Source organism: Streptococcus sp. HF-2466, from assembly GCF_015594645.1.
In the GTDB taxonomy this organism is placed as follows: Bacteria; Bacillota; Bacilli; order Lactobacillales; family Streptococcaceae; genus Streptococcus; species Streptococcus anginosus.
The window spans coordinates 64591-85713 of sequence record NZ_JADNQU010000003.1; the positions used below are offsets into that span (position 1 = coordinate 64591).

At 38.7% G+C, this 21123-nt stretch carries 19 protein-coding genes; 15 read left to right on the forward strand and 4 right to left on the reverse strand.

Annotated elements, in window-relative coordinates:
* Positions 1 to 20 precede the first annotated feature (20 nt).
* The 5 genes from IYQ91_RS04130 (at position 21) to recJ (ending at position 4865) form a co-directional block, all read left to right on the forward strand.
* Positions 21 to 629 carry a histidine phosphatase family protein gene (locus IYQ91_RS04130; RefSeq protein WP_195673160.1) on the forward strand — a complete coding sequence of 203 codons (609 nt, stop codon included), beginning with the start codon at positions 21 to 23 and terminating at the stop codon, positions 627 to 629.
* Between the two features lie 9 nt (positions 630 to 638).
* The gene (locus tag IYQ91_RS04135; RefSeq protein ID WP_195673161.1) at positions 639 to 1394 is read left to right on the forward strand and encodes an SDR family NAD(P)-dependent oxidoreductase; all 756 of its coding nucleotides are present in this window, start codon (positions 639 to 641) and stop codon (positions 1392 to 1394) included.
* Positions 1395 to 1403: 9 nt separating this feature from the next.
* Entirely contained in the window at positions 1404 to 2141 is a 738-nt protein-coding gene (locus IYQ91_RS04140; RefSeq protein WP_195673162.1) for a class I SAM-dependent methyltransferase, read from the forward strand.
* Complete coding sequence (locus IYQ91_RS04145; protein WP_195673163.1) at positions 2119 to 2535, forward strand: GNAT family N-acetyltransferase; 417 nt, start codon at positions 2119 to 2121, stop codon at positions 2533 to 2535. The genes IYQ91_RS04140 and IYQ91_RS04145 overlap by 23 nt, the downstream gene beginning before the upstream one ends.
* Positions 2536 to 2630: 95 nt before the next feature.
* Positions 2631 to 4865: a single-stranded-DNA-specific exonuclease RecJ gene (gene recJ / locus IYQ91_RS04150; RefSeq protein WP_195673164.1), complete on the forward strand. Its 2235-nt coding sequence runs from the start codon at positions 2631 to 2633 to the stop codon at positions 4863 to 4865.
* A gap of 136 nt (positions 4866 to 5001) precedes the next feature.
* On the opposite strand, the gene IYQ91_RS04155 is transcribed toward recJ, so the two are convergent.
* From IYQ91_RS04155 to IYQ91_RS04165, 3 genes are read right to left on the reverse strand one after another with little or no spacing between them, the layout of a single operon-like run.
* Entirely contained in the window at positions 5002 to 5799 is a 798-nt protein-coding gene (locus IYQ91_RS04155) for a hypothetical protein (RefSeq protein WP_022526173.1), read from the reverse strand.
* A 17-nt stretch (positions 5800 to 5816) separates the two neighbouring features.
* Positions 5817 to 6512 (reverse strand): ABC transporter ATP-binding protein, encoded by a 696-nt coding sequence (locus tag IYQ91_RS04160; RefSeq protein ID WP_195673165.1) that lies wholly within the window; start codon positions 6510 to 6512, stop codon positions 5817 to 5819.
* A 3-nt stretch (positions 6513 to 6515) separates the two neighbouring features.
* The gene (locus IYQ91_RS04165) at positions 6516 to 6881 is read right to left on the reverse strand and encodes a GntR family transcriptional regulator (RefSeq protein WP_195673166.1); all 366 of its coding nucleotides are present in this window, start codon (positions 6879 to 6881) and stop codon (positions 6516 to 6518) included.
* Positions 6882 to 7036: 155 nt separating this feature from the next.
* On the opposite strand from IYQ91_RS04165, the gene IYQ91_RS04170 reads away from it, so the two are divergent.
* From IYQ91_RS04170 to IYQ91_RS04200, 7 genes are all read left to right on the forward strand, one after another.
* Positions 7037 to 10138 (forward strand): DNA polymerase III subunit alpha, encoded by a 3102-nt coding sequence (locus tag IYQ91_RS04170; RefSeq protein WP_195673167.1) that lies wholly within the window; start codon positions 7037 to 7039, stop codon positions 10136 to 10138.
* 82 nt (positions 10139 to 10220) lie between these two features.
* Positions 10221 to 11231, forward strand: a complete 1011-nt coding sequence (gene pfkA / locus IYQ91_RS04175; protein ID WP_003032502.1) for a 6-phosphofructokinase — start codon at positions 10221 to 10223, stop codon at positions 11229 to 11231.
* A 58-nt stretch (positions 11232 to 11289) separates the two neighbouring features.
* Positions 11290 to 12792, forward strand: coding sequence for a pyruvate kinase (gene pyk, locus IYQ91_RS04180; RefSeq protein WP_003032509.1), 1503 nt, complete (start codon positions 11290 to 11292; stop codon positions 12790 to 12792).
* 153 nt (positions 12793 to 12945) lie between these two features.
* The gene (lepB, locus tag IYQ91_RS04185) at positions 12946 to 13503 is read left to right on the forward strand and encodes a signal peptidase I (RefSeq protein ID WP_195673168.1); all 558 of its coding nucleotides are present in this window, start codon (positions 12946 to 12948) and stop codon (positions 13501 to 13503) included.
* A 142-nt stretch (positions 13504 to 13645) separates the two neighbouring features.
* Positions 13646 to 14287: an amino acid ABC transporter permease gene (locus IYQ91_RS04190; RefSeq protein WP_195673169.1), complete on the forward strand. Its 642-nt coding sequence runs from the start codon at positions 13646 to 13648 to the stop codon at positions 14285 to 14287.
* Between the two features lie 9 nt (positions 14288 to 14296).
* The gene (locus IYQ91_RS04195; RefSeq protein WP_144208186.1) at positions 14297 to 14926 is read left to right on the forward strand and encodes an amino acid ABC transporter ATP-binding protein; all 630 of its coding nucleotides are present in this window, start codon (positions 14297 to 14299) and stop codon (positions 14924 to 14926) included.
* 9 nt (positions 14927 to 14935) lie between these two features.
* Entirely contained in the window at positions 14936 to 15769 is an 834-nt protein-coding gene (locus IYQ91_RS04200; RefSeq protein WP_003033329.1) for an amino acid ABC transporter substrate-binding protein, read from the forward strand.
* A gap of 260 nt (positions 15770 to 16029) precedes the next feature.
* Here IYQ91_RS04200 and IYQ91_RS04205 read toward each other — a convergent pair whose 3' ends face one another.
* Positions 16030 to 17232, reverse strand: coding sequence for a cation diffusion facilitator family transporter (locus IYQ91_RS04205; protein WP_049517530.1), 1203 nt, complete (start codon positions 17230 to 17232; stop codon positions 16030 to 16032).
* 153 nt (positions 17233 to 17385) lie between these two features.
* Here IYQ91_RS04205 and pcrA point away from each other — a divergent pair, with 153 nt between their 5' ends.
* The 3 genes from pcrA to IYQ91_RS04220 are packed head-to-tail and all read left to right on the forward strand — an operon-like array spanning position 17386 to position 21017.
* Positions 17386 to 19665, forward strand: coding sequence for a DNA helicase PcrA (gene pcrA / locus IYQ91_RS04210; RefSeq protein ID WP_195673170.1), 2280 nt, complete (start codon positions 17386 to 17388; stop codon positions 19663 to 19665).
* Positions 19666 to 19691: 26 nt separating this feature from the next.
* Complete coding sequence (locus tag IYQ91_RS04215; RefSeq protein ID WP_049517528.1) at positions 19692 to 20093, forward strand: NUDIX hydrolase; 402 nt, start codon at positions 19692 to 19694, stop codon at positions 20091 to 20093.
* Between the two features lie 24 nt (positions 20094 to 20117).
* Complete coding sequence (locus tag IYQ91_RS04220) at positions 20118 to 21017, forward strand: helix-turn-helix transcriptional regulator (protein WP_195673171.1); 900 nt, start codon at positions 20118 to 20120, stop codon at positions 21015 to 21017.
* The last annotated feature ends 106 nt before the right edge of the window (positions 21018 to 21123 follow it).

A 21123-nucleotide genomic window follows, 5' to 3' on the forward strand; every position in this document is an offset into this window, starting at 1 on the left:
TTTAAAGGAAAGAGGAAATCATGAACATATTATTTGTCAGACATGGGAAAGATTCTGATCAACACAGAGGTGGCTGGAGTCAGCTCGATTTGCTTCCTGAAGGGAAAAGAGAAGCAAAAACGTTAGCAGATTACTTAGTCCAACACAAAGAAGATTATCATTTTACGAAAATGATTACGAGTGATTTAAAAAGAGCTGAGACAACTGCAACAATTTTAGCGGAGGCGCTTCAACTGCCGTTGGAGAAAGAAAGCAGCTTACGAGAAACGAATAATGGCGATTTGGCAGGAATGTTAAATAGCGAGGCTGATCAAAAATTTCCTCATCTTTATTTTAGAAGTCTTGCAATGGACGAGCATTATCCAAATGGAGAAAGCCCGATAGAATTTTATCAACGGATAAAAACTTGGTTTGAACTTTTTTTGAAGGAAAATCATAACTCAGATGAGATGCAAATTGTGGTCACACATGGTGGAGTGATTAACATTATCTATCATTTAGTGAACCAGATAGAATGGACGAATAAAAGCAATCTATTCCACGTCAAACATTGCAGCATTAGTCTATTGAATACAAAAACGCTTGCTTTTGAAGTTGAAAACCAAACGGATTTTTTAGAAGAAAAATAAGGAGAACACATGCGAACAGTCGTTATTACAGGAGCTAGTGGCGGTGTGGCACAGGAAATGGTGAAGTTATTGCCAAATGACCAGCTGATTTTAGTGGGACGCAGTCGAGAAAAGTTAACAAAACTTTATTCAAATCATGCACATTGCGAGTTAGTTGAGTTAGATATTACAGATTACAAAGTTTTAGAAGCTTTTACTGAAGAAATTTACCAGAAGTATGCTCAGGTGGATGTTCTAGTCAACAATGCTGGTTACGGTATTTTTGAGGAATTTGACAAGATTAGCAACGAGGATATTCATGCCATGTTTGAAGTCAATACGTTTGCTCTTATGAATCTGTCTCGTCTCTTCGGAGAGCGAATGAAGCAAGCGGGTCATGGGCATATTGTCAATATTGTTAGCACAGCTGGGCTGATTGCCAGCGCCAAATCCAGTCTTTACTCAGCTACCAAGTTTGCTGGAATTGGTTTCTCCAACGCCCTGCGCTTAGAGCTCATGCCTTACAATGTCTATGTGACTACGGTTAATCCGGGACCAATTAAGACGGCTTTCTTTGACAAAGCTGATCCTGACGGCAGTTATGTTAAGGCAGTTGATAAGTATATTTTAGAAGCAGATGTCGTCGCTAAGCAAATTGTGGACAATTTTGGGAAAAAGAAGCGGGAGCTGACGATGCCTTTTGCCCTGAAAGCAGCCCACAAACTTTACACACTTTTTCCAAATATTGGTGACAAACTAGCTAGTAAAATGTTTAATTATAAATAGGAGAAATTTATGGATGTGACAGCTTACAAGGCATTTGTAAATCAACCATGGGGCAAGCTTTATTATGAGATTCTCTTTGCTCAGCTAGCCCATATAAAAAATAAGGAAGTACTGGATTTCGGTAGTGGTTTTGGTCTGGTGGCGAATTTTTTAGCACAAAACAATCAGGTAACAGCCATAGAACCAAATGACGAGATGGTTGCAGAGCGGAAGCAGAATTTTCATTATCATCAACTACAAGGCAGCCTAGAATTGTTGAAGGAAATTCCAAGTGCTCGTTTTGACCTTATCATTTGTCACAATGTTCTGGAGTATGTGGATGAACCAGCTCTTTACCTAGCTGAATTTAGAAGATTGTTGAAAAAAGGCGGACAAATTTCGCTCGTTAAGCACAATGAAGTGGGGCGGATTATGCAGACGGTTGTGTTTGCAAATGATACAAATTTAGCATTGGATTTATTATCAGGTAAGTCCTATCAATCGCATACAATGGGACAAGCAACCTATTATGAAATAGCAGACTTATTACAAAAAATTGACATTGAACTGACTGTTCAGGACTATCAAGGAATCCGAATTTTCTATGGCTTGCAAGACAATGCAGTGAAGACTGCTAATGACTGGCGGGAAAAGATGCTGGAGGTAGAGCTTGTAGTTTGCCAACAGTCTCCTTATCGAGATATTGCCGCTTTTCAGCATATTTGGCTGCAAAAAGGAGACAAGAATGATTCGTTACTTTGCAAATAGACAAATTGCTATTGAAGACTTGCTTCCGCTTTACCAATCTGTTAGCTGGACTAACTATACAGAACGAGCAGATATGTTAGAGCAAGCATTTCAGCATTCACTGTCTACTGTATCAGCCTATGATGGGGAACAGTTAGTTGGTCTCCTTCGAGCAGTCGGAGACGGATTTTCTAGTGTTTTCATTCAGGACTTGTTAGTTTTTCCGTCTTATCAGCGCCAAGGTATCGGTCGAGAATTGGTTCGACAAACGCTGGAGACATTTGCAGATGTTTATCAGATTCAGCTAGTAACAGAGCAGTCAGACAAAAATTTAGCCTTTTATCGCTCTTTAGGATTTCGGGAACTGTCGGATTTGAATTGCACGGGTTTGATTTATAGAGGTAAAAGCTATTAGATAAATGCTTGTGTATAAAATTGGAGGTTTGGGCTAGTGAAAGCTAGTCTTTTCGTGTTATAATAGACTTTATATTGCAACAGAAAGATAAAAGCATGATTACATCAAAATATGATTGGCAGATTGCCACAAATTTTTCAGATGAGAGCTTTATTAAAAAAGCTAAAAAACTTGGCTTGGAGGCTTCGGTAGCTAATCTGGTTTATCAGAGAGGAATCCAGACAGAAGAAGCGCTGCGAGATTTTCTAGAGCCTAGTTTGGACCAGCTGCATGATCCTTATGAACTGCATGATATGGATAAGGCAGTGACGCGCATTCGTCAAGCGATTGAAAATTATGAGCAGATCTTGATTTATGGAGATTATGATGCGGATGGCATGACTTCGGCTTCTATTGTTAAAGAAGCGTTAGAACAACTTGGAGCAGAGTGTCGGGTCTATTTGCCCAATCGGTTCACAGACGGTTATGGTCCTAATGCCAGTGTCTACAAGTATTTTATTGAAAATCAGGGAATTTCACTCATCGTTACAGTGGATAATGGAGTTGCAGGACATGAAGCAATCGAACTAGCTCAGTCTATGGGAGTGGATGTCATTGTGACGGATCACCATTCTATGCCAGAGGTACTTCCTGATGCTTATGCAATTATTTACCCAGAACATCCGGAGGCTGATTATCCTTTTAAGCACTTAGCTGGTTGCGGTGTAGCTTTTAAGCTAGCAACCGCGCTTTTAGAGGAAGTACAAGTAGAGTTGCTAGATCTAGTCGCTATTGGAACTATCGCAGATATGGTCAGCCTAACAGATGAAAATCGCATTCTGGTCAAATATGGCTTATCCATTTTGAAAAATACGCAGCGGGTCGGCTTGCAGGAGCTTTTTAAAATTGCAGGTATTCAGGAAAATGAAGTGGATGAAGAAACACTTGGTTTTCAGATAGCCCCTAGACTCAATGCTCTAGGTCGACTTGATGATCCAAATCCTGCTATTGAACTTCTGACGGGTTTTGATGAGGAAGAAGCACGTGATATTGCCCTTATGATTAACCAGAAAAATGAAGAGCGCAAAGAGATTGTTCAGAAGATTTATGATGAAGCCAAGACCATGGTTGATCCCGATAATCCTGTTCAAGTTCTAGCTAGTGAAGGTTGGAATCCAGGTGTTTTGGGAATTGTGGCAGGTCGGCTTTTGGAAGAATTACACCAGCCGGTCATCGTCTTGAATATTGAAAATGATTTGGCAAAAGGCAGCGCCCGCAGCATTGAAGCAGTTGATATTTTTGAAGCGTTAGACCCTCATCGAGATTTATTTGTGGCTTTTGGTGGGCATGCAGGGGCAGCTGGGATGACTCTAGAGGCCAGCAAGTTAGAAGCACTCAGCCAGGTTTTGGTAGCATATATTGAAGATAATCAAGTGGATTTGTCCACTAAGAATGAGCTCTTTTTGGATGAGGAATTATCCTTGCCAGATTTGACACTAGAGACCCTCAAAAACTTTGAAAAGTTAGCTCCTTTTGGCATGGACAATAAAAAGCCTGTTTTTTATTTGAAAGATTTTAAGGTTGAAAATGCCCGCACCATGGGGGCGGGAAATACTCACCTTAAGCTGAAAATTTCCCAGGCTAACGTAGCTTTTGAAGTCGTAGCTTTTGGTCTAGGTAATCTTGCAACAGAATTTTCCCAAACTAAAAACTTAGAGCTGGCGGTTACTCTGTCGGTCAATAAATGGAATGGTCAAACTAGTCTCCAGCTTATGCTGGTGGATGCTAGGGTCAATGGGATTCAGCTCTTTAATATCCGAGGTAAAAATGCTCCTTTGCCTGAAAATGTGCCCGTCCTGCGTTTTTCAGAAGAAATGCCTAATTTGGAAAAGAGCAGAGCAGTTGTGGTGTATGACTTGCCTGAACGCCTAAATCAGCTCAAAGTAATCATTCAGCAAGGACATTTTGAAGCAATTTACTTTAAAAATGAGATTGCTCAGCCCTATTATCTGACAGGTTTCGGAACGAGAGACCAGTTTGCAAAACTCTATAAAACAATTTATCAATTTCCAGAGTTTGACATTCGTTATAAGCTCAAAGAACTAGCTGCTTATCTCAAGATTGACCCAATTCTACTCATCAAGATGATTCAGATATTTGAAGAGCTGGACTTTGTGACAATTCAAGATGGAGTGATGCAAGTAAACAAAAAAGCAGAAAAAAAGGCTATTGAAAACAGCCATATTTATCAAGAACTGAAGAAAACAGTCAAGGAGCAGGAGCTTATGGCTCTAGGAACGGTGCAGGAAATTTATGATTATCTGATAGAAAAAGATGAATTTTCAAACTAAATTTTAGATGAACTATTTATTTGTCTCGCACCGAAGGCCACGAGACGGACTGAAAGTCGCATAATAAAAAAGTCATGAGTAAGATGAATCTCATGACTTTATTGTTTATATAAGTATTGCTATCAGCTTGTGTTACCTACTGCAAATTCACTTTATTTTTGAGGATGTAATACGTTCCAGTATAGTAGATAAGCCCCAAAAGAAGAGAGGTTATGACTCCGCTCAAACTACCTAAAGAAGTTGAAAGCGACGGGAAGGCTGAAACATATAGATTAGCAGCGATAATCAGAGCAAATTGAATTCCAAAATAAGCTAGAAAGGCTATAGCGGCGCGGTGGTCTTGGAAAAGTTGACCAATAGAGATAGAAAGATAAATCAATAGGATATTTGGAATAAGGGCTACAAGATAGTATCCAAATGATTTCAATAGTTCACTAGCAATTTCCCAAAAGTGCTTGCCGAATAATTGTAGAACTGTTCCCATTTCAAATTGTGTATGAGAAGCTACCCCTACGATAAGAACAATGATTCCAAAGCTAAGAAACAATGCAAGTGTGCTAAGAATCGTCCATATAACAGCACCGAGTAATTTTGAGAGGATAATTTGATGTTCGTTAACTGGTAAAGTGAGCGTTAGATATCCTTCTCTTTCATAAACACTATTTTTAAAGCGACGAATAATCAGAAAGAGTGTTGAAATGGCAAGTGCTACAAGGAGACCTGAGAAAATCAGCATTGTAAAACCGAAGAAAGTACTTGTCATACTCCCTGCTTCATTAGTAGAAGACTGCAAACGGTCGAAAAAGTTCCTTCCATTTGCAAAATGTCTTAGCCAAAGTCCAATACTAATAGATAGAAAGAGTACGATTCCATATAATCCTAAATACCACTTATTTACATTTTTAAATTCATATTTTAATAAATTCCAAAACATAGTCAATCTCCTTTGTTCTAAGCCTTAAATTCTTGGCGGAAGAGCTGGTCAATAGATTCACCAGACTCATAGCGAATATCGTCTACATTCCCTTGTCGAACAATCTTGCCATTATCAATAAAGATAATTTCATCTAGGATTGGTTCAATATCTGAAATCAAATGTGTTGAAATGAGAACAGAAGCGCTAGGTGAGTAATTGTTGATAATCGTCTTTAGAATGTAGTCCCGCGCTGCTGGGTCAACCCCTCCAATAGGTTCATCCAGAACATACAGTTTGGCTTGGCGGCTCATGACTAAAATCAACTGAACTTTTTCCTTGTTTCCTTTAGACAATTTTTTAAATGTCAAATTTTCGTCAATATGAAGATCTTGCAAGAGTGCCTGTGCACGCTCTATCTCAAAGTCTGCATAGAAAGATTGAAAATACTGCAAAGCATCTTTGACTTTCATATTTTCATTCAGATAGGTCGTATCTGGTAAATAAGATACGATTTTCTTAGTTTCTGACGACGGTTGAAGTCCATTGATGAGGATTGTTCCATCATTTGGTTGAAGTAGTCCATTGATTAGTTTTATCATAGTTGTTTTTCCAGAGCCATTTGGACCAAGCAAGCCTATAATTTTTCCAGCTTCAATTTCAAAATTGATGTGCTCTAAAGCAGGTGTGCTGCCATATGATTTTGAGACGTTTTCAAATGCAAGTAATACCATTTCCTAAACTCCTTTTATATAATCTGCAATGATAGTTGGTAATTCTTCTTTGTGATAACCGAAGCGAGTCATATTTTCTACAAATTTTCTTACTTCCTCCTCAGAAAGTTTTTGTCTTGCTTGTAAAATCAAGTCGCGGTTATCTGTGACGAAACGTCCTGATGTTCGTTGAGAATAGACAAACCCTTTCTTTTCCAAGTCAGATAAAGCACGCTGGATTGTATTTGGATTGACCCCCGCTTCAGCAGCCAATTCTCTAACAGCAGGTAGCTTTTCGCCAGCATGCAGTTGATTGGAGATGATTTGTAGTTTTATCCTGTCCATGATTTGCAAATAAATGGGAAGATTATTATCAAAAGTCCAACTCATAATTTCTCCTTTCTTCTGTATCTTTGTGCTAATTAAATAATACAATATTTTTTAAAAAATAGCAAACCTTTAGAAAAAACTTCTATTATTTTTTCTTTAGCAAGCAAGCCGGAAATTTAGTATAATAGAAAAAAGAAGGATCAAAGGAGGATGCCGTGGTTGCTCAATTAGATACCAAAACTGTTTATACATTTATGGATAGTTTGATTTCTATAAAAAAATATGTAGAAACAGCTAAAAATTTAGGCTATCAAACTCTAGGGATAATGGATATTGATAATCTCTATGGGGCTTATCATTTCATGGAAACGGCGACCGAGCAAGGGATTCAGCCGCTTTTAGGCGTGGAAATGACCTTGGATTATACTGGACTTCCTCTTAATCTTCGCTTTCTAGCTCTTGACAGTCAAGGTTATCGCAATTTAATGAAACTTTCTACTTTAAAGATGATAGGAAAAAGCAAGTGGGAAGAATTTCAGCACTTATTGGAAGGGATAGCGATTATTGTGCCTGTGTTTGAGGGCATTGAAGCCTTAGACTTGGGACGAGAGTTTTATATTGGCGTATTTCCTGACACTCCTAAGCAGGCGTTTTCTCATGCAACCTTACCTTTGCAGACAGTTCGCTATTTTGATGCAGGCGATTTAGAAACCTTGCAAATGCTATGTGCCATTCGTGACAATAGCAGTTTGCGGGAAGTTGGAAATTTGCCAAATCACGAGTATCTCTTATCACCTGAACAATTCACACAATCCTTTCAAGAAAATTATCCAGAAAGTCTGGATAATTTAAAGCGGCTAGTTGCAGGCATTCATTACGAAATCAATACAGAGTTGAAATTACCACGTTTTAATCCAGAACGACCAGCAGCAGAAGAATTACAAGAACGAGCAGAAGCAGGGCTAGAGAAAAAAAGGTTAAATAGTCTGGTTTATAAAGAGCGATTGCAGCAAGAGCTGTCTGTCATCCACCAAATGGGTTTTGACGACTACTTTTTGATTGTCTGGGATTTATTGCGTTTTGGTCGTAGTCAGGGCTATTATATGGGTATGGGGCGTGGGTCTGCAGTTGGAAGTCTGGTTGCCTATGCGCTAGAGATTACAGGGATTGATCCTGTTGAGAAAAATCTTCTTTTTGAGCGTTTTTTAAATGTAGAACGTTATACTATGCCCGATATTGATATTGACATTCCTGATGTCTATCGTCCAGAATTTATTCGCTATGTCCGCGATCGTTATGGAACCATGCATGCAGCTCAAATCGTGACCTATTCGACCTTTGGAGCTAAGCAAGCGATTCGTGATGTTTTTAAACGTTATGGTGTTCCAGAGTATGAATTGACCAATATTACCCGTAAAATTAGTTTTCGAGATAATCTGACATCTGCTTATGAAAAGAATATGTCCTTCCGCCAGATTATCAACAGTAAGCTGGAATATCAAAAAGCTTTTGAAATTACGAAAAAAATTGAAGGGAACCCTCGTCAAACCTCTATCCATGCAGCGGGTGTGGTGATGAGTGACAATGATTTGACAGATCACATTCCACTTAAATACGGGGAAGATATGTATATCACGCAATATGATGCACATGGGGTTGAAAGTAACGGTCTGCTCAAGATGGATTTCCTTGGCTTGCGCAATCTGACTTTTGTTCAACGAATGAAAGAAGCAGCTTTGGAGAAATACGGTGTCGCTATTGATATTTCAAAGATTAACTTAGAAGATACAGCAACCTTACAGCTCTTTGCTGCTGGTAGAACCAAAGGGATTTTTCAATTTGAGCAAGCAGGTGCCATTAACCTTTTGAAACGGGTGCAGCCTGCTCAATTTGAAGAAGTGGTTGCAACAACTTCACTCAATCGTCCAGGAGCTAGTGACTATATAGATAATTTTGTCAGAAGAAAGCATGGACAAGAAAAAGTAGAAATGCTGGACCCAAGTTTGGAAGACATCTTGGCGCCAACTTACGGTATTATGCTCTATCAAGAGCAAGTAATGCAAGTGGCGCAACGGTTTGGGGGCTTTTCACTCGGAAAAGCTGACATTTTACGTCGTGCTATGGGTAAGAAAAATGTTGCCGAAATGCACAAAATGGAAGCAGAATTTGTCACAGGAGCTCTCGAACTTGGGCATTCTGAAGTTAAAGCAAAAGAAGTATTTGCAGTTATGGAAAAGTTTGCAGGTTATGGCTTCAACCGTAGTCACGCTTATGCCTATTCTGCACTTGCTTTTCAGTTGGCTTATTTCAAGGTGCATTATCCTGATATTTTCTTTGATATTATGCTGAATTATTCAAGCAGTGATTACATCACAGATGCGCTAGAATTCGACTTTCAAGTTGCTTCTTTAAATATCAATAACATTCCTTATAGAGATAAGTTTCAAGATAAGCAGATTTATTTAGGACTGAAAAATATCAAAGGTTTGCCACGAGATTTTGCTTATTGGATTATTGAAAACCGTCCGTTTTCAAATGTAGAAGACTTCGTTTTGAAATTACCAACACAATATCATAAGGTTCAGTTACTAACTCCCTTAGTACAAATCGGCTTATTTGATGTATTTGAAAAAAATCGTCAAAAAATCCTACAAAATCTTCCGAACTTATTTGTCTTTGCAGATGAGCTGGGCAGTCTTTTTGCAGATACAAATTATAGCTGGACAGAAGCAGAGGATTATACTGAAGCAGAAAAATTCGAGTTGGAAAAAGAAATTATCGGTGTCGGTTTGAGCGAACATCCCTTGCTAAAGTTTGCAAAATCTGCTACACAAGCTTTCACACCTATTCAAGACTTGGTTGAAAACAATCATGCAACGATTTTAGGAGAGATTTTGTCCATTCGTGTCATCCGTACCAAAACGGGGGAAAATATGGCCTTCTTGCAAGTAAGTGATGCTAAAAGAAAAATGGAGGTAACAGTCTTTCCAGACGCTTTCAAACAGTTCGGCAAAGGTTTGCATGAAAAAGGCTTCTATTATCTGACTGGTCGCGTTCAAAAACGAGAGGAGCGTTTGCAGTTGATTTTAAATGATTTGCAGGAAGCTGTTACAGAACGTTTTTGGATACAAGTAGAAGATCACGAAAGCGATGCAGCAATATCCGCTATTTTACGGAAATTTCGAGGAGATATTTCGGTTGTTCTTCGATATGAAAATGAAAGAAAGACGGTGGCAATTACGCAATATCGTGTTCAAAAATCAGAGAAATTACAAGAAGAATTGAAAAAAATAACCATGAAAACGATTTATCAATAAAAAGTTAGGAAAAAAGAGGAATTTTGGTTTTGATTGTGGTATAATCAAGGGTGAATGTAAAAAGAAAAAGGAGCGCAAACAAATGAAACGTATTGCTGTTTTGACTAGTGGTGGTGATGCCCCTGGTATGAACGCTGCTATCCGTGCAGTTGTTCGTAAAGCAATTTCAGAAGGAATGGAAGTTTACGGTATCTATGACGGCTATGCCGGCATGGTTGCTGGTGAGATTTATCCGCTTGATGCTGCATCGGTTGGAGATATTATTTCACGTGGTGGTACTTTCCTTCACTCAGCTCGTTATCCAGAATTTGCCCAATTAGAAGGACAATTAAAAGGGATTGAGCAACTTAAAAAACATGGTATTGAAGGAGTCGTAGTTATCGGTGGTGATGGTTCTTACCATGGTGCTATGCGTTTGACAGAACATGGTTTCCCAGCTGTCGGACTTCCTGGCACGATTGACAATGATATTGTTGGTACAGACTTCACAATCGGCTTTGATACTGCTGTAACAACTGCAATGGACGCCATTGATAAGATTCGTGACACATCATCTAGTCACCGTCGTACTTTTGTTGTTGAAGTCATGGGACGCAATGCTGGAGACATCGCTCTCTGGGCTGGTATTGCTACAGGAGCTGATGAAATCATCGTTCCCGAAGAAGACTTTAAGATTGAGGATATCGTCGCTAGCATTAAACGTGGCTATGAAGAAGGAAAGAAGCATAACATTATCGTTCTAGCAGAGGGTGTTATGTCGGCCGATGAATTTGGTAAGAAGTTGAAAGAAGCTGGTGATGTGAGCGATCTTCGTGTGACGGAACTTGGACATATTCAACGTGGTGGCTCACCAACTGCACGTGATCGTGTTCTTGCTTCACGTATGGGTGCTCATGCCGTTAGCCTTCTTAAAAAAGGTATTGGTGGTGTTGCGGTTGGTATTCGCAACGAACAAATGGTTGAAAATCCAATCCTCGGTACAGCAGAAGAAGGTGCTTTGTTTAGTTTAACAGAAGACGGCAAGATTATTGTTAATAATCCACACAAAGCTGATCTTGATCTCGCTAAATTAAACCGTAGCATTTCAATGTAATTTAAATTTGTTATCCTGGTCATAAAGACCATTAAATAAAAAGGAGTTTTCAGATATCATGAATAAACGTGTAAAAATCGTTGCAACTTTAGGTCCTGCGGTAGAAATCCGTGGTGGTAAAAGATTCGGTGAAGACGGATATTGGGGTGAAAAGCTTGACGTTGAAGCATCAGCGCAAAATATCGCTAAATTGATCGAAGCTGGAGCTAACACTTTCCGTTTCAACTTCTCACATGGTGACCACGCAGAGCAAGGTGACCGTATGGCTACTGTTCATCGTGCTGAAGAAATTGCTGGTCAAAAAGTTGGTTACCTTCTTGACACTAAAGGTCCTGAAATCCGTACAGAATTATTTGAAGGCGATGCTAAAGAATATTCTTACAAAACAGGTGAAAAAATCCGTGTTGCAACTAAACAAGGTATCAAATCAACTCGTGAAGTTATCGCATTGAATGTTGCTGGTGCACTTGATATCTATGACGATGTTGAAGTTGGAAAACAAGTTCTTGTTGATGACGGTAAACTTGGTCTTCGCGTTATTGCAAAAGATCCTGTTACACGTGAATTTGAAGTAGAAGTTGAAAACGACGGTATTATCGCTAAACAAAAAGGTGTTAATATTCCAAATACAAAAATTCCTTTCCCAGCACTTGCTGAACGCGACAATGACGATATTCGTTTTGGTCTTGAACAAGGAATCAACTTTATCGCTATTTCATTCGTACGTACTGCAAAAGACGTCAACGAAGTTCGTGCAATCTGTGAAGAAACTGGTAATGGACATGTGAAATTGTTCGCTAAAATCGAAAACCAACAAGGTATCGAAAACTTGGATGAAATCCTTGAAGTAGCGGACGGTATCATGATTGCTCGTGGTGATATGGGTATTGAAGTACCATTTGAAATGGTTCCAGTTTACCAAAAAATGATTATCACAAAAGTCAATGCAGCTGGTAAAATTGCGATTACAGCAACAAACATGCTTGAAACAATGACTGAAAAACCACGTGCGACTCGTTCAGAAGTATCAGACGTATTTAACGCTGTTATTGACGGAACAGATGCAACAATGCTTTCAGGTGAATCTGCAAATGGTAAATACCCACTTGAATCTGTAACAACAATGGCTACAATTGATAAAAACGCTCAAACTCTATTGAACGAGTATGGACGCTTGTCATCAGTTGATTACGCACGTAGTTCTAAGACAGAAGTTGTGGCTTCAGCTGTTAAAGATGCTACAAACTCAATGGACATCAAATTGGTTGTAACAATGACTGAATCAGGAAATACAGCTCGTTTGATTTCTAAATATCGCCCAGATGCTGACATCTTGGCAATTACATTTGATGAATTGACACAACGTTCATTGATGTTGAACTGGGGTGTTATTCCAGTAGTAACTGAAAAACCTGCATCTACTGATGATATGTTTGAAGTTGCTGAAAAAGTTGCTCTTGAAAGCGGTCTTGTAGAATCTGGCGACAATATTGTGATTGTAGCTGGTGTTCCGGTCGGAACTGGTGGAACAAACACAATGCGTATCCGTACAGTCCGTTAATCTATTTCATTCAGAAAACTAGCCTATCAATCCAACGATTATCTGATTGATAGGCTTTTTAGTTGCAAATGGGAGCAGAGATAACAGTTGACTTTCCTACCTTTGTTTATTTTCTGAAAACATGATATAATGAGTAGAAGAAGAGGAGAGACTATGGTTAAAAGAGATTTAATTAGAAATGTTATTTTTTTATCTATTGTTGTGATAATCATTGCTTGTTTGCGAATTTTTATTTTTACACCATACAGGATTACTGCAAAAGATGCGAATCATTTTTTGCAAGATAAAGATGTTGTTGTTGCCAATAAAAATGAAGCAATCAAAAGAGATGATTTTGTCTTGTACGAGGTGAAGGGAAAAGAGCATGTCGGACGTGTCATTGGTCTAGGAAATGACTCCGTTGTTTATATGGATGATGTTCTTTACTTAAATAATAAAATCAAGTCAGAAGATTATTTAACGAAGGCTAAGGAAGGATACTTAGCAAAAGCTACTAGTACAGGTTATTTCACTCATGATTTCACCATTCAGACATTAACTAAATCGAATGCAAATAAAATTCCAGCGCAGTCATATCTGATTCTGAATGATAATCGACAAGATATGGAAGATAGTCGGAAGTTCGGCTTGATTACAGAGAAACAAATTAAAGGAGTCATCTCATTTAGAGTACTCCCGCTTAATCAATTTGGATTTATTAAAACAAAGTAGTTCAACTATTTTGTTTTTTTATTCTTTGGAAAATGAAGTTTTTGCGATATTTAGTAAAAATTCATGGATATATTTTCAAAAAGATGTTGAATATATAAAAATTTTTGATATAATGATAAATATTTATTTAGGAGGTGTACGCATGAACTATATTTTTGAAGTTTTGCCAAGCTTATTGAATGGCGCATTGGTGACTTTACAAGTATTTGTTTTAGTCTTAGTTCTATCCATACCACTTGGAATTGTGATTTCCTTTTTAATGCAAATTCACTTTAAGCTGCTTCATTGGCTTATAAATATTTATATTTGGATTATGCGCGGTACACCTCTTTTGTTACAACTAATTTTTATTTATTATGTTTTGCCAAACATTGGTGTGCGTTTGGATCGGCTTCCAGCAGCTATCATAGCATTCACGCTAAATTATGCTGCTTATTTCGCCGAAATTTTCCGTGGTGGGATTTTATCCATTCCAGCAGGACAATATGAGGCGGCTAAGGTTTTGAAGTTTACACCATTTCAAACGATACGGTTTATCATTTTACCGCAAGTTGTCAAAGTGGTGCTTCCTAGTGTCTTTAATGAAGTAATGACGTTGGTAAAAGATACATCCCTTGTTTATGCGCTTGGTGTTTCCGACTTAATCTTGGCTAGTCGGACTGCAGCCAATCGTGATGCGAGTTTAGCACCGATGTTTATAGCGGGGGCTATCTACCTTATCTTGATCGGTCTTGTGACGATTGTATCGAAGCAAGTTGAAAATAGATATAGCTACTATAAGTAGGAGGCGCTTATGTTAGAATTAAAGAATATTAGCAAAAGGTTTGGCGAAAAGCAAATTATTTCCGACTTGAATTTAAAGGTGCCAGAAAAGCAAATTCTTGCCATTGTAGGACCGTCTGGCGGCGGGAAAACGACATTATTGCGGATGTTAGCTGGCTTGGAAACAATTGATTCGGGTGACATTATTTACAATGGCGAAGAGCTTCCCTTGGATGAACTTGAAAAACGTAATTTATTGGGATTTGTGTTTCAAGATTTTCAGCTATTTCCACATTTAACGGTTCTTGAGAATTTAACTTTATCACCTATTAAAACAAAAAATTTTACAAAAGAGGACGCAGAAAAGAAAGCAATTGGCTTGTTGACACGATTGGGACTAGCAGAATATGCAAAAGCGTATCCTTATTCTTTATCAGGTGGTCAAAAACAACGTGTAGCATTAGCTCGTGCGATGATGATTGATCCAGAAATTATCGGTTATGATGAGCCAACTTCCGCATTGGATCCAGAATTGCGTCTTGAAGTTGAAAAGTTGATTCTTCAGAATCGTGAGCTAGGAATGACGCAAATTGTGGTGACCCATGATTTGCAGTTTGCAGAAAATATTGCAGATACGATTCTCAAAGTGCAGCCTAAATAGGAGGAGAATATGAAGATAAAACGTTATGTTCTTATGCTCTGTGGTTTGATTCTTTTTTTGCTCCTTACAGCTTGTAGCAATGTTAGCAACCCTAAAGTAGATAATTGGTCAAAATACCAACAAAAAAAGAGCATTACCATTGGTTTTGACAATACATTTGTTCCTATGGGATTTGAACAAAAAAATGGTCAATATGTTGGTTTTGATATTGACTTGGCAAATGCTGTATTTAAAGAATATGGGATAAAAGTGAATTGGCAGCCGATTGATTGGGATATGAAAGAAACAGAGCTCACAAATGGAACGATTGATCTTATCTGGAATGGGTATTCGGCAACCAATGAGCGGCGGAAGAAAGTACAGTTCACCATTCCTTATATGAAAAATGAACAGGTATTAGTTGCTAAAAAGTCATCTAACATTGCAAAAACAGCTGACATGAAGGATAAAATTCTTGGCGCTCAGACAGGTTCTTCGGGTTACGATGAGTTTGAAGCTCATCCGGAGCTTTTGAAGAATCTGGTTAAAAATCATAAAGCTGCTCAATATCAAAGTTTTACAGAGGCGTTGATTGATTTGCAAAATAATCGGATTGATGGGTTGTTGATTGACCGAGTTTATGCTAATTATTATTTAAAAGAAGAGGGGATTTTGCAGGATTATTATGTTTTCCCAGCTGGATTTGATAGCGAATCATTTGCGGTTGGTGCTAGAAAAACGGATAAGCAGCTCGTTGAAAACATAAACCAAGCATTCAAAAAATTATATCAAACAGGTCAATTTCAAAAAATAGCAAACAAATGGTTTGGTGAGGATATTGCGACAGATGAAGTCAAAAAATGAGAGAACATCTGATTGTTGCACCAATCACCCACAGAAGAAGTAAAGATAAAACCCAAAGTTTTCACTAGTAGTATCATCTTAGTGAGGGCTTTGGGTTTGATGATTTATTGATTGTGAGAAACGGGGGACAAATTAGTTTGCTTTACTGATAAATTCCTAAAAAAATAGGCTGAGAATATTTTTATCTCAGCCTTGTTTTTTATAGCAAAACTCCTTGTTAGCCTTGTGGGAGTGAAATAACAAAGCCGATTTCTATGGAATTACGACTGTTGTTCGCTCTCGTTTTTTCGTGTTTCCTGGTGGAAAATATTTTGCCATGTTTCGTGACGACGCCAAAGGCTGGTATGAATAATCCCGTCTTCTTCATAGCAAATTAGTTTGGTTTTTTGGCTGATAGAAGTTAATTGGAAATTTTTGATAGGAGATTGCTTTCCTTTTTCAATTTGAAATTCTTCTTTGTTCATTTGGCAACCGTCTTGGGAAATGTAAACAAATTCAGGCGCTAGTAAGTCCTCTAATTGGCTTCCCTGCTCAACCAATTGTTCTCTCATAAATAGCTTTCGATAAACATTGTCCAATATTTCATCTTCGGGGATAGGAGCAGGCTCAATGTGGATGTCAATATCAAAGACACCAAAACGTTCTTTGAGCATATTTTCAACCTGATCGGCAATTTCGTGGCTTTCATAGACAGACAAGTCAGGATTCATTTCTAAAATGAGGTCAAGGTAGATGTTGCTACCGTAAGTCCGCCCTCTTTGAGATTTAACACGGGAAATTTTAGGAATTTCTAAAATGGCTTCTTTGTATTCTTTTAAAAGATTTTCATCAAAACCGTCTGATAAACTAAAAGAAGATTCCATGAAAATTTCGTAAGCTGTTTTAAGAATGAAAAATGTAATAATGATGGCAACCAGTTTATCCACAATCGGGAAATTGAAGGCGCTTGCGATGATTGCAATGGTTGTACCAAGCGAAGTAATGGCATCAGATAAATTGTCTTTGGCAGCTGCGTCGAGTGCTTTAGACTGTGCTTTTTTTGCTAAAGCTTTATTGTAAAAATACACTCCTGTCATGACTAAGGCGGAAATAATCCCGACGATAGCGCCTAAAGGATCAATAGTTGTTTCTTGGCGAGAAATAATTTTTTGAACGGTATCAATCAAAACATCAAATCCGACAAAAAACATGATAAGAGAGGTGACAAGACTAGCTAAGTCTTCAATTTTCCAGTGACCAAATTTGTGGTCCGTGTCAGCTGGCTTGCGTGCCATACGAAGTCCTATCAAAACGGCAATATTAGCAACAATATCCGAAACATTATTAAAACCATCGGCTGTCAAACTGGAGGATTGTAAGACAGATCCGGCAATGATTTTAGCAATGGATAAAACGATATAGGCTAGAATGGCTAAGATAGCGCCACGCTCTGCGAGTTTAAGATTCTTTGCTGGATTATTCATGCGTTTTCCTTTCAGAATGTTTATTATAACGCTTTTTTATTGATTTTTCAAACGTTTATAAGGGAAGAAATGATAGAAAGTCTCTCCTTTCTGGTTTAGCTTATGGATGATTTTTGTTATAATAGAGTCATTGACTTTGAAAGAGGAAAAAAGATGAATCCCTTATTAACTGGTATGAATGACCGTCAGGCGGAGGCGGTTCAAACAACGGAAGGTCCTTTGCTGATTATGGCAGGAGCTGGGTCTGGGAAAACCCGTGTCCTAACTCACCGTATTGCTTATTTGATTGATGAAAAGTTAGTCAATCCTTGGAATATCTTGGCGATTACTTTTACCAATAAAGCAGCTCGTGAGATGAAGGAGCGTGCTTATACTCTCAATCCAGCAACAGAAGATTGCTTGATTGCGACTTTTCACTCGATGTGCGTGCGGATTTTGCGTAGGGAAGCTGACCATATTGGCTATAACCGCAATTTTACGATTATCGATCCTAGTGAGCAACGGACTCTGATGAAACGAATTCTTAAAACGCTCAATTTAGATCCTAAAAAGTGGAATGAACGAGCTATTTTAGGCACGATTTCCAATGCGAAAAATGATTTGATTGATGAAGTGGCCTATGCAGCTTTAGCAGGAGACATGTATACAGAGATTGTGGCGAAGTGCTATGAGATGTACCAAAAAGAACTCCGTCAGTCAGAAGCGATGGACTTTGATGACTTAATCATGCTGACCTTGCGCCTTTTTGATAAAAATCCAGATGTGTTGACTTATTACCAGCAGCGCTATCAATACATCCATGTGGACGAGTATCAAGATACGAACCACGCTCAGTACCAACTAGTTAAACTGTTGGCTTCACGCTTTAAAAATATCTGTGTAGTTGGTGATGCCGACCAGTCTATTTATGGCTGGCGAGGTGCTGATATGCAAAATATCTTGGATTTTGAAAAGGATTATCCTGAAGCTAAAGTTGTTCTTCTGGAGGAAAATTATCGCTCAACTAAGACCATTCTACAGGCTGCTAATGATGTGATCAAAAATAATCGCAACCGTCGACCAAAGAATCTTTGGACACAAAATGCTGATGGTGAGGATATTGTCTACTATCGGGCTAATGACGAGCAGGACGAAGCCCTCTTTGTCGCTAGGATCATTGATCAGCTGAGCCGAGAAGGCTACAATCATAAGGATTTTGCAGTCCTTTACCGGACCAATGCTCAGTCCCGGACAGTGGAAGAAGCCCTGCTCAAGTCTAATATTCCCTACACCATGGTGGGGGGAACCAAGTTCTACAGCCGCAAGGAAATTCGAGATATCATTAGCTATCTTAATCTCATTGCTAATACTAGCGACAACATCAGTTTTGAACGTGTTGTCAATGAGCCCAAGCGGGGTGTTGGACCGGGTACAGTGGAGAAAATTCGTAATTTTGCAGCTGGTCAAGAGATGTCTCTTTTAGATGCTTCCTCGCAGATTATGCTCTCACCTGTCAAGGGGAAAGCTGCTCAGGCTGTTTTTGACTTTGCCAATCTCATTTTGAATCTGCGCGAACGATTGGAAGAATTGACCGTGACAGAACTGGTCGAGCTGGTTCTTGAAAAGACTGGTTACACCGAGCAATTAGTAGCTCAAGCTACACTGGAAAGTCAGGCTCGGATTGAAAATATCGAAGAATTTCTTTCTGTTACTAAGAATTTTGACGAAGATTCAGAAAATGATACTGAAGAGACTGGTTTAGACAGACTTAGCCGTTTCCTCAATGATTTGGCTTTGATTGCGGATACAGATGATGGTGATCAGGAAAGCTCGGAAGTGACACTTATGACACTGCATGCTGCCAAGGGATTAGAGTTTCCAGTGGTTTTCATCATTGGTATGGAAGAGAATGTCTTTCCACTTAGTCGTGCGGCTGAAGATGAAGACGAGCTAGAGGAAGAGCGCCGATTAGCCTATGTTGGAATTACTCGTGCTGAAAAAGTCTTGTTCCTAACCAATGCAAACTCGCGCCTGCTATACGGAAAAACCAATTACAATCGTCCAACTCGTTTTCTCAATGAAATTAGCTCAAGCTTGCTAGATTATCAAGGCTTGGCTCGACCTGCTAATACATCCTTTAAAGCTTCCCATGTGAATGGCAAAGCTGTTCAGTTTGGTCAAGGAATGAGTCTCGCTCAAGCATTGCAAGAACGTAAGCGGCAAGCTGCACCGAGCAGCATTTCCTCAAGCCAGTTGCCATTTGGTAAGAATGTACATGCTAATCAGCCGACTATTGATTGGGCTATCGGTGATATTGCTCACCATAAAAAATGGGGAGACGGAACGGTATTGGAAGTGTTAGGTAGTGGTAGTAGCCAAGAATTGAAAATCAATTTCCCAGAGGTCGGATTAAAGAAACTGTTGGCAAGTGTTGCACCAATTGAGAAGAAGTGAAATCTTAAATATAAAAAGATACTGTTATGATTAAGTATTCCATTGAAGCTTGGATTTATAACTCGGTTGCTAAGGAAATTTTGCTCTTAAAAGTTAAAAGTGGGCAACTTTCTTTCTGGCAACCGATTACTGGTGGTATTGAAAGTGATGAAAGTCCTGAAGCAGCCTGTATTCGTGAGATTTTTGAAGAAACGGGACTGGAAATCGAGCTAACAGAACTGTTGCAAATCGGTCATCACACAGTTGTTATTGATGAAGACTTGACCATTTTTAAAACACTTTTTCTTGTGGAAACAAAGCAAAAAGATATTCGTATTTCTGATGAGCACATTGATTTTATGTGGACAGAAGTTAAAAATGTGCCTGATATATTGTACTGGCAGAGCAATCAAGAGACCTTTCAAAAGATTTTAGAGAAATTGAGATAAGGTGTTCATGGAAAGGCACGGTCTATGACAGAGAGTAGATTATTTAGAATAGTGTATGTTCTTTTAGAAAGGGATAACGTTACAGCGAAGGAGCTGGCAGAACAATTTGAAGTATCTGTTAGAACGATTTATCGAGATGTTGACCGACTTAGCAGCGCAGGTATTCCAATTTACACGACACAAGGCAGAGACGGAGGCATTCGACTGACGGAGGATTTTGTACTAAATAGTTCTTTGCTTAATCAATCGGAAAAAGAGCAACTGTTGGTTGCTTTACAAGGATTAGGGGTTACGGGTCTTCTGCATGAAAACGAGCTTTTGACCAAACTATCGGCTTTATTTAAATTGAACCAACCAAACTGGATAGAAGTAGATTTTACCAGCTGGTCCAATAGCAAGAAATATGAAGAGCTATTTCAGAATTTGAAAAATGCAATCATCAGTAAGCAAGTGATTTCCTTTTCGTATGTTAGCAACAAAGAAGAGTGCACCCAGCGTCAAGTAAAACCAGTCCGCCTGCTTTTTAAAGGACAATCCTGGTATCTTCATGCATTTTGCTTAGTCCGAAATGATTTTCGTTATTTTAAACTTTCTCGCATAAGCCAGCTAAAGCTGTTACCACAACATTTTGCAGATAACTTTGACAATGTGAGCTTGGAAAAAGAAGCGCGATTAGAAGAGGTCGTACGAGTCAAGCTGAAATTTAATAAAAAAGTTGCTTTCAGAGTATATGATGAACTGGATTGTCCAGTCAAAGAAGATGAGCAAGGAAATTTGTATGTAGAGATAGAAATTCCAAATGATTATAGTCTGTACTGCTATATTCTCTCTTTTGGAGACAATGTGGAAGTGCTGGAGCCAACAAAGATTCGTGTGCAAATAACAGAAATGATTGAACGTATGGCACAAAAATATAAAAACTGATAGCAGTGTCTATTTTTTCAAGCTTCACTTGACTTTATTTCCAACCTCGAAAGGGTTCCCCAAACCTTTCGAGCTGTGCGTAGGTGGGATAGAAATCAGGTTTCTA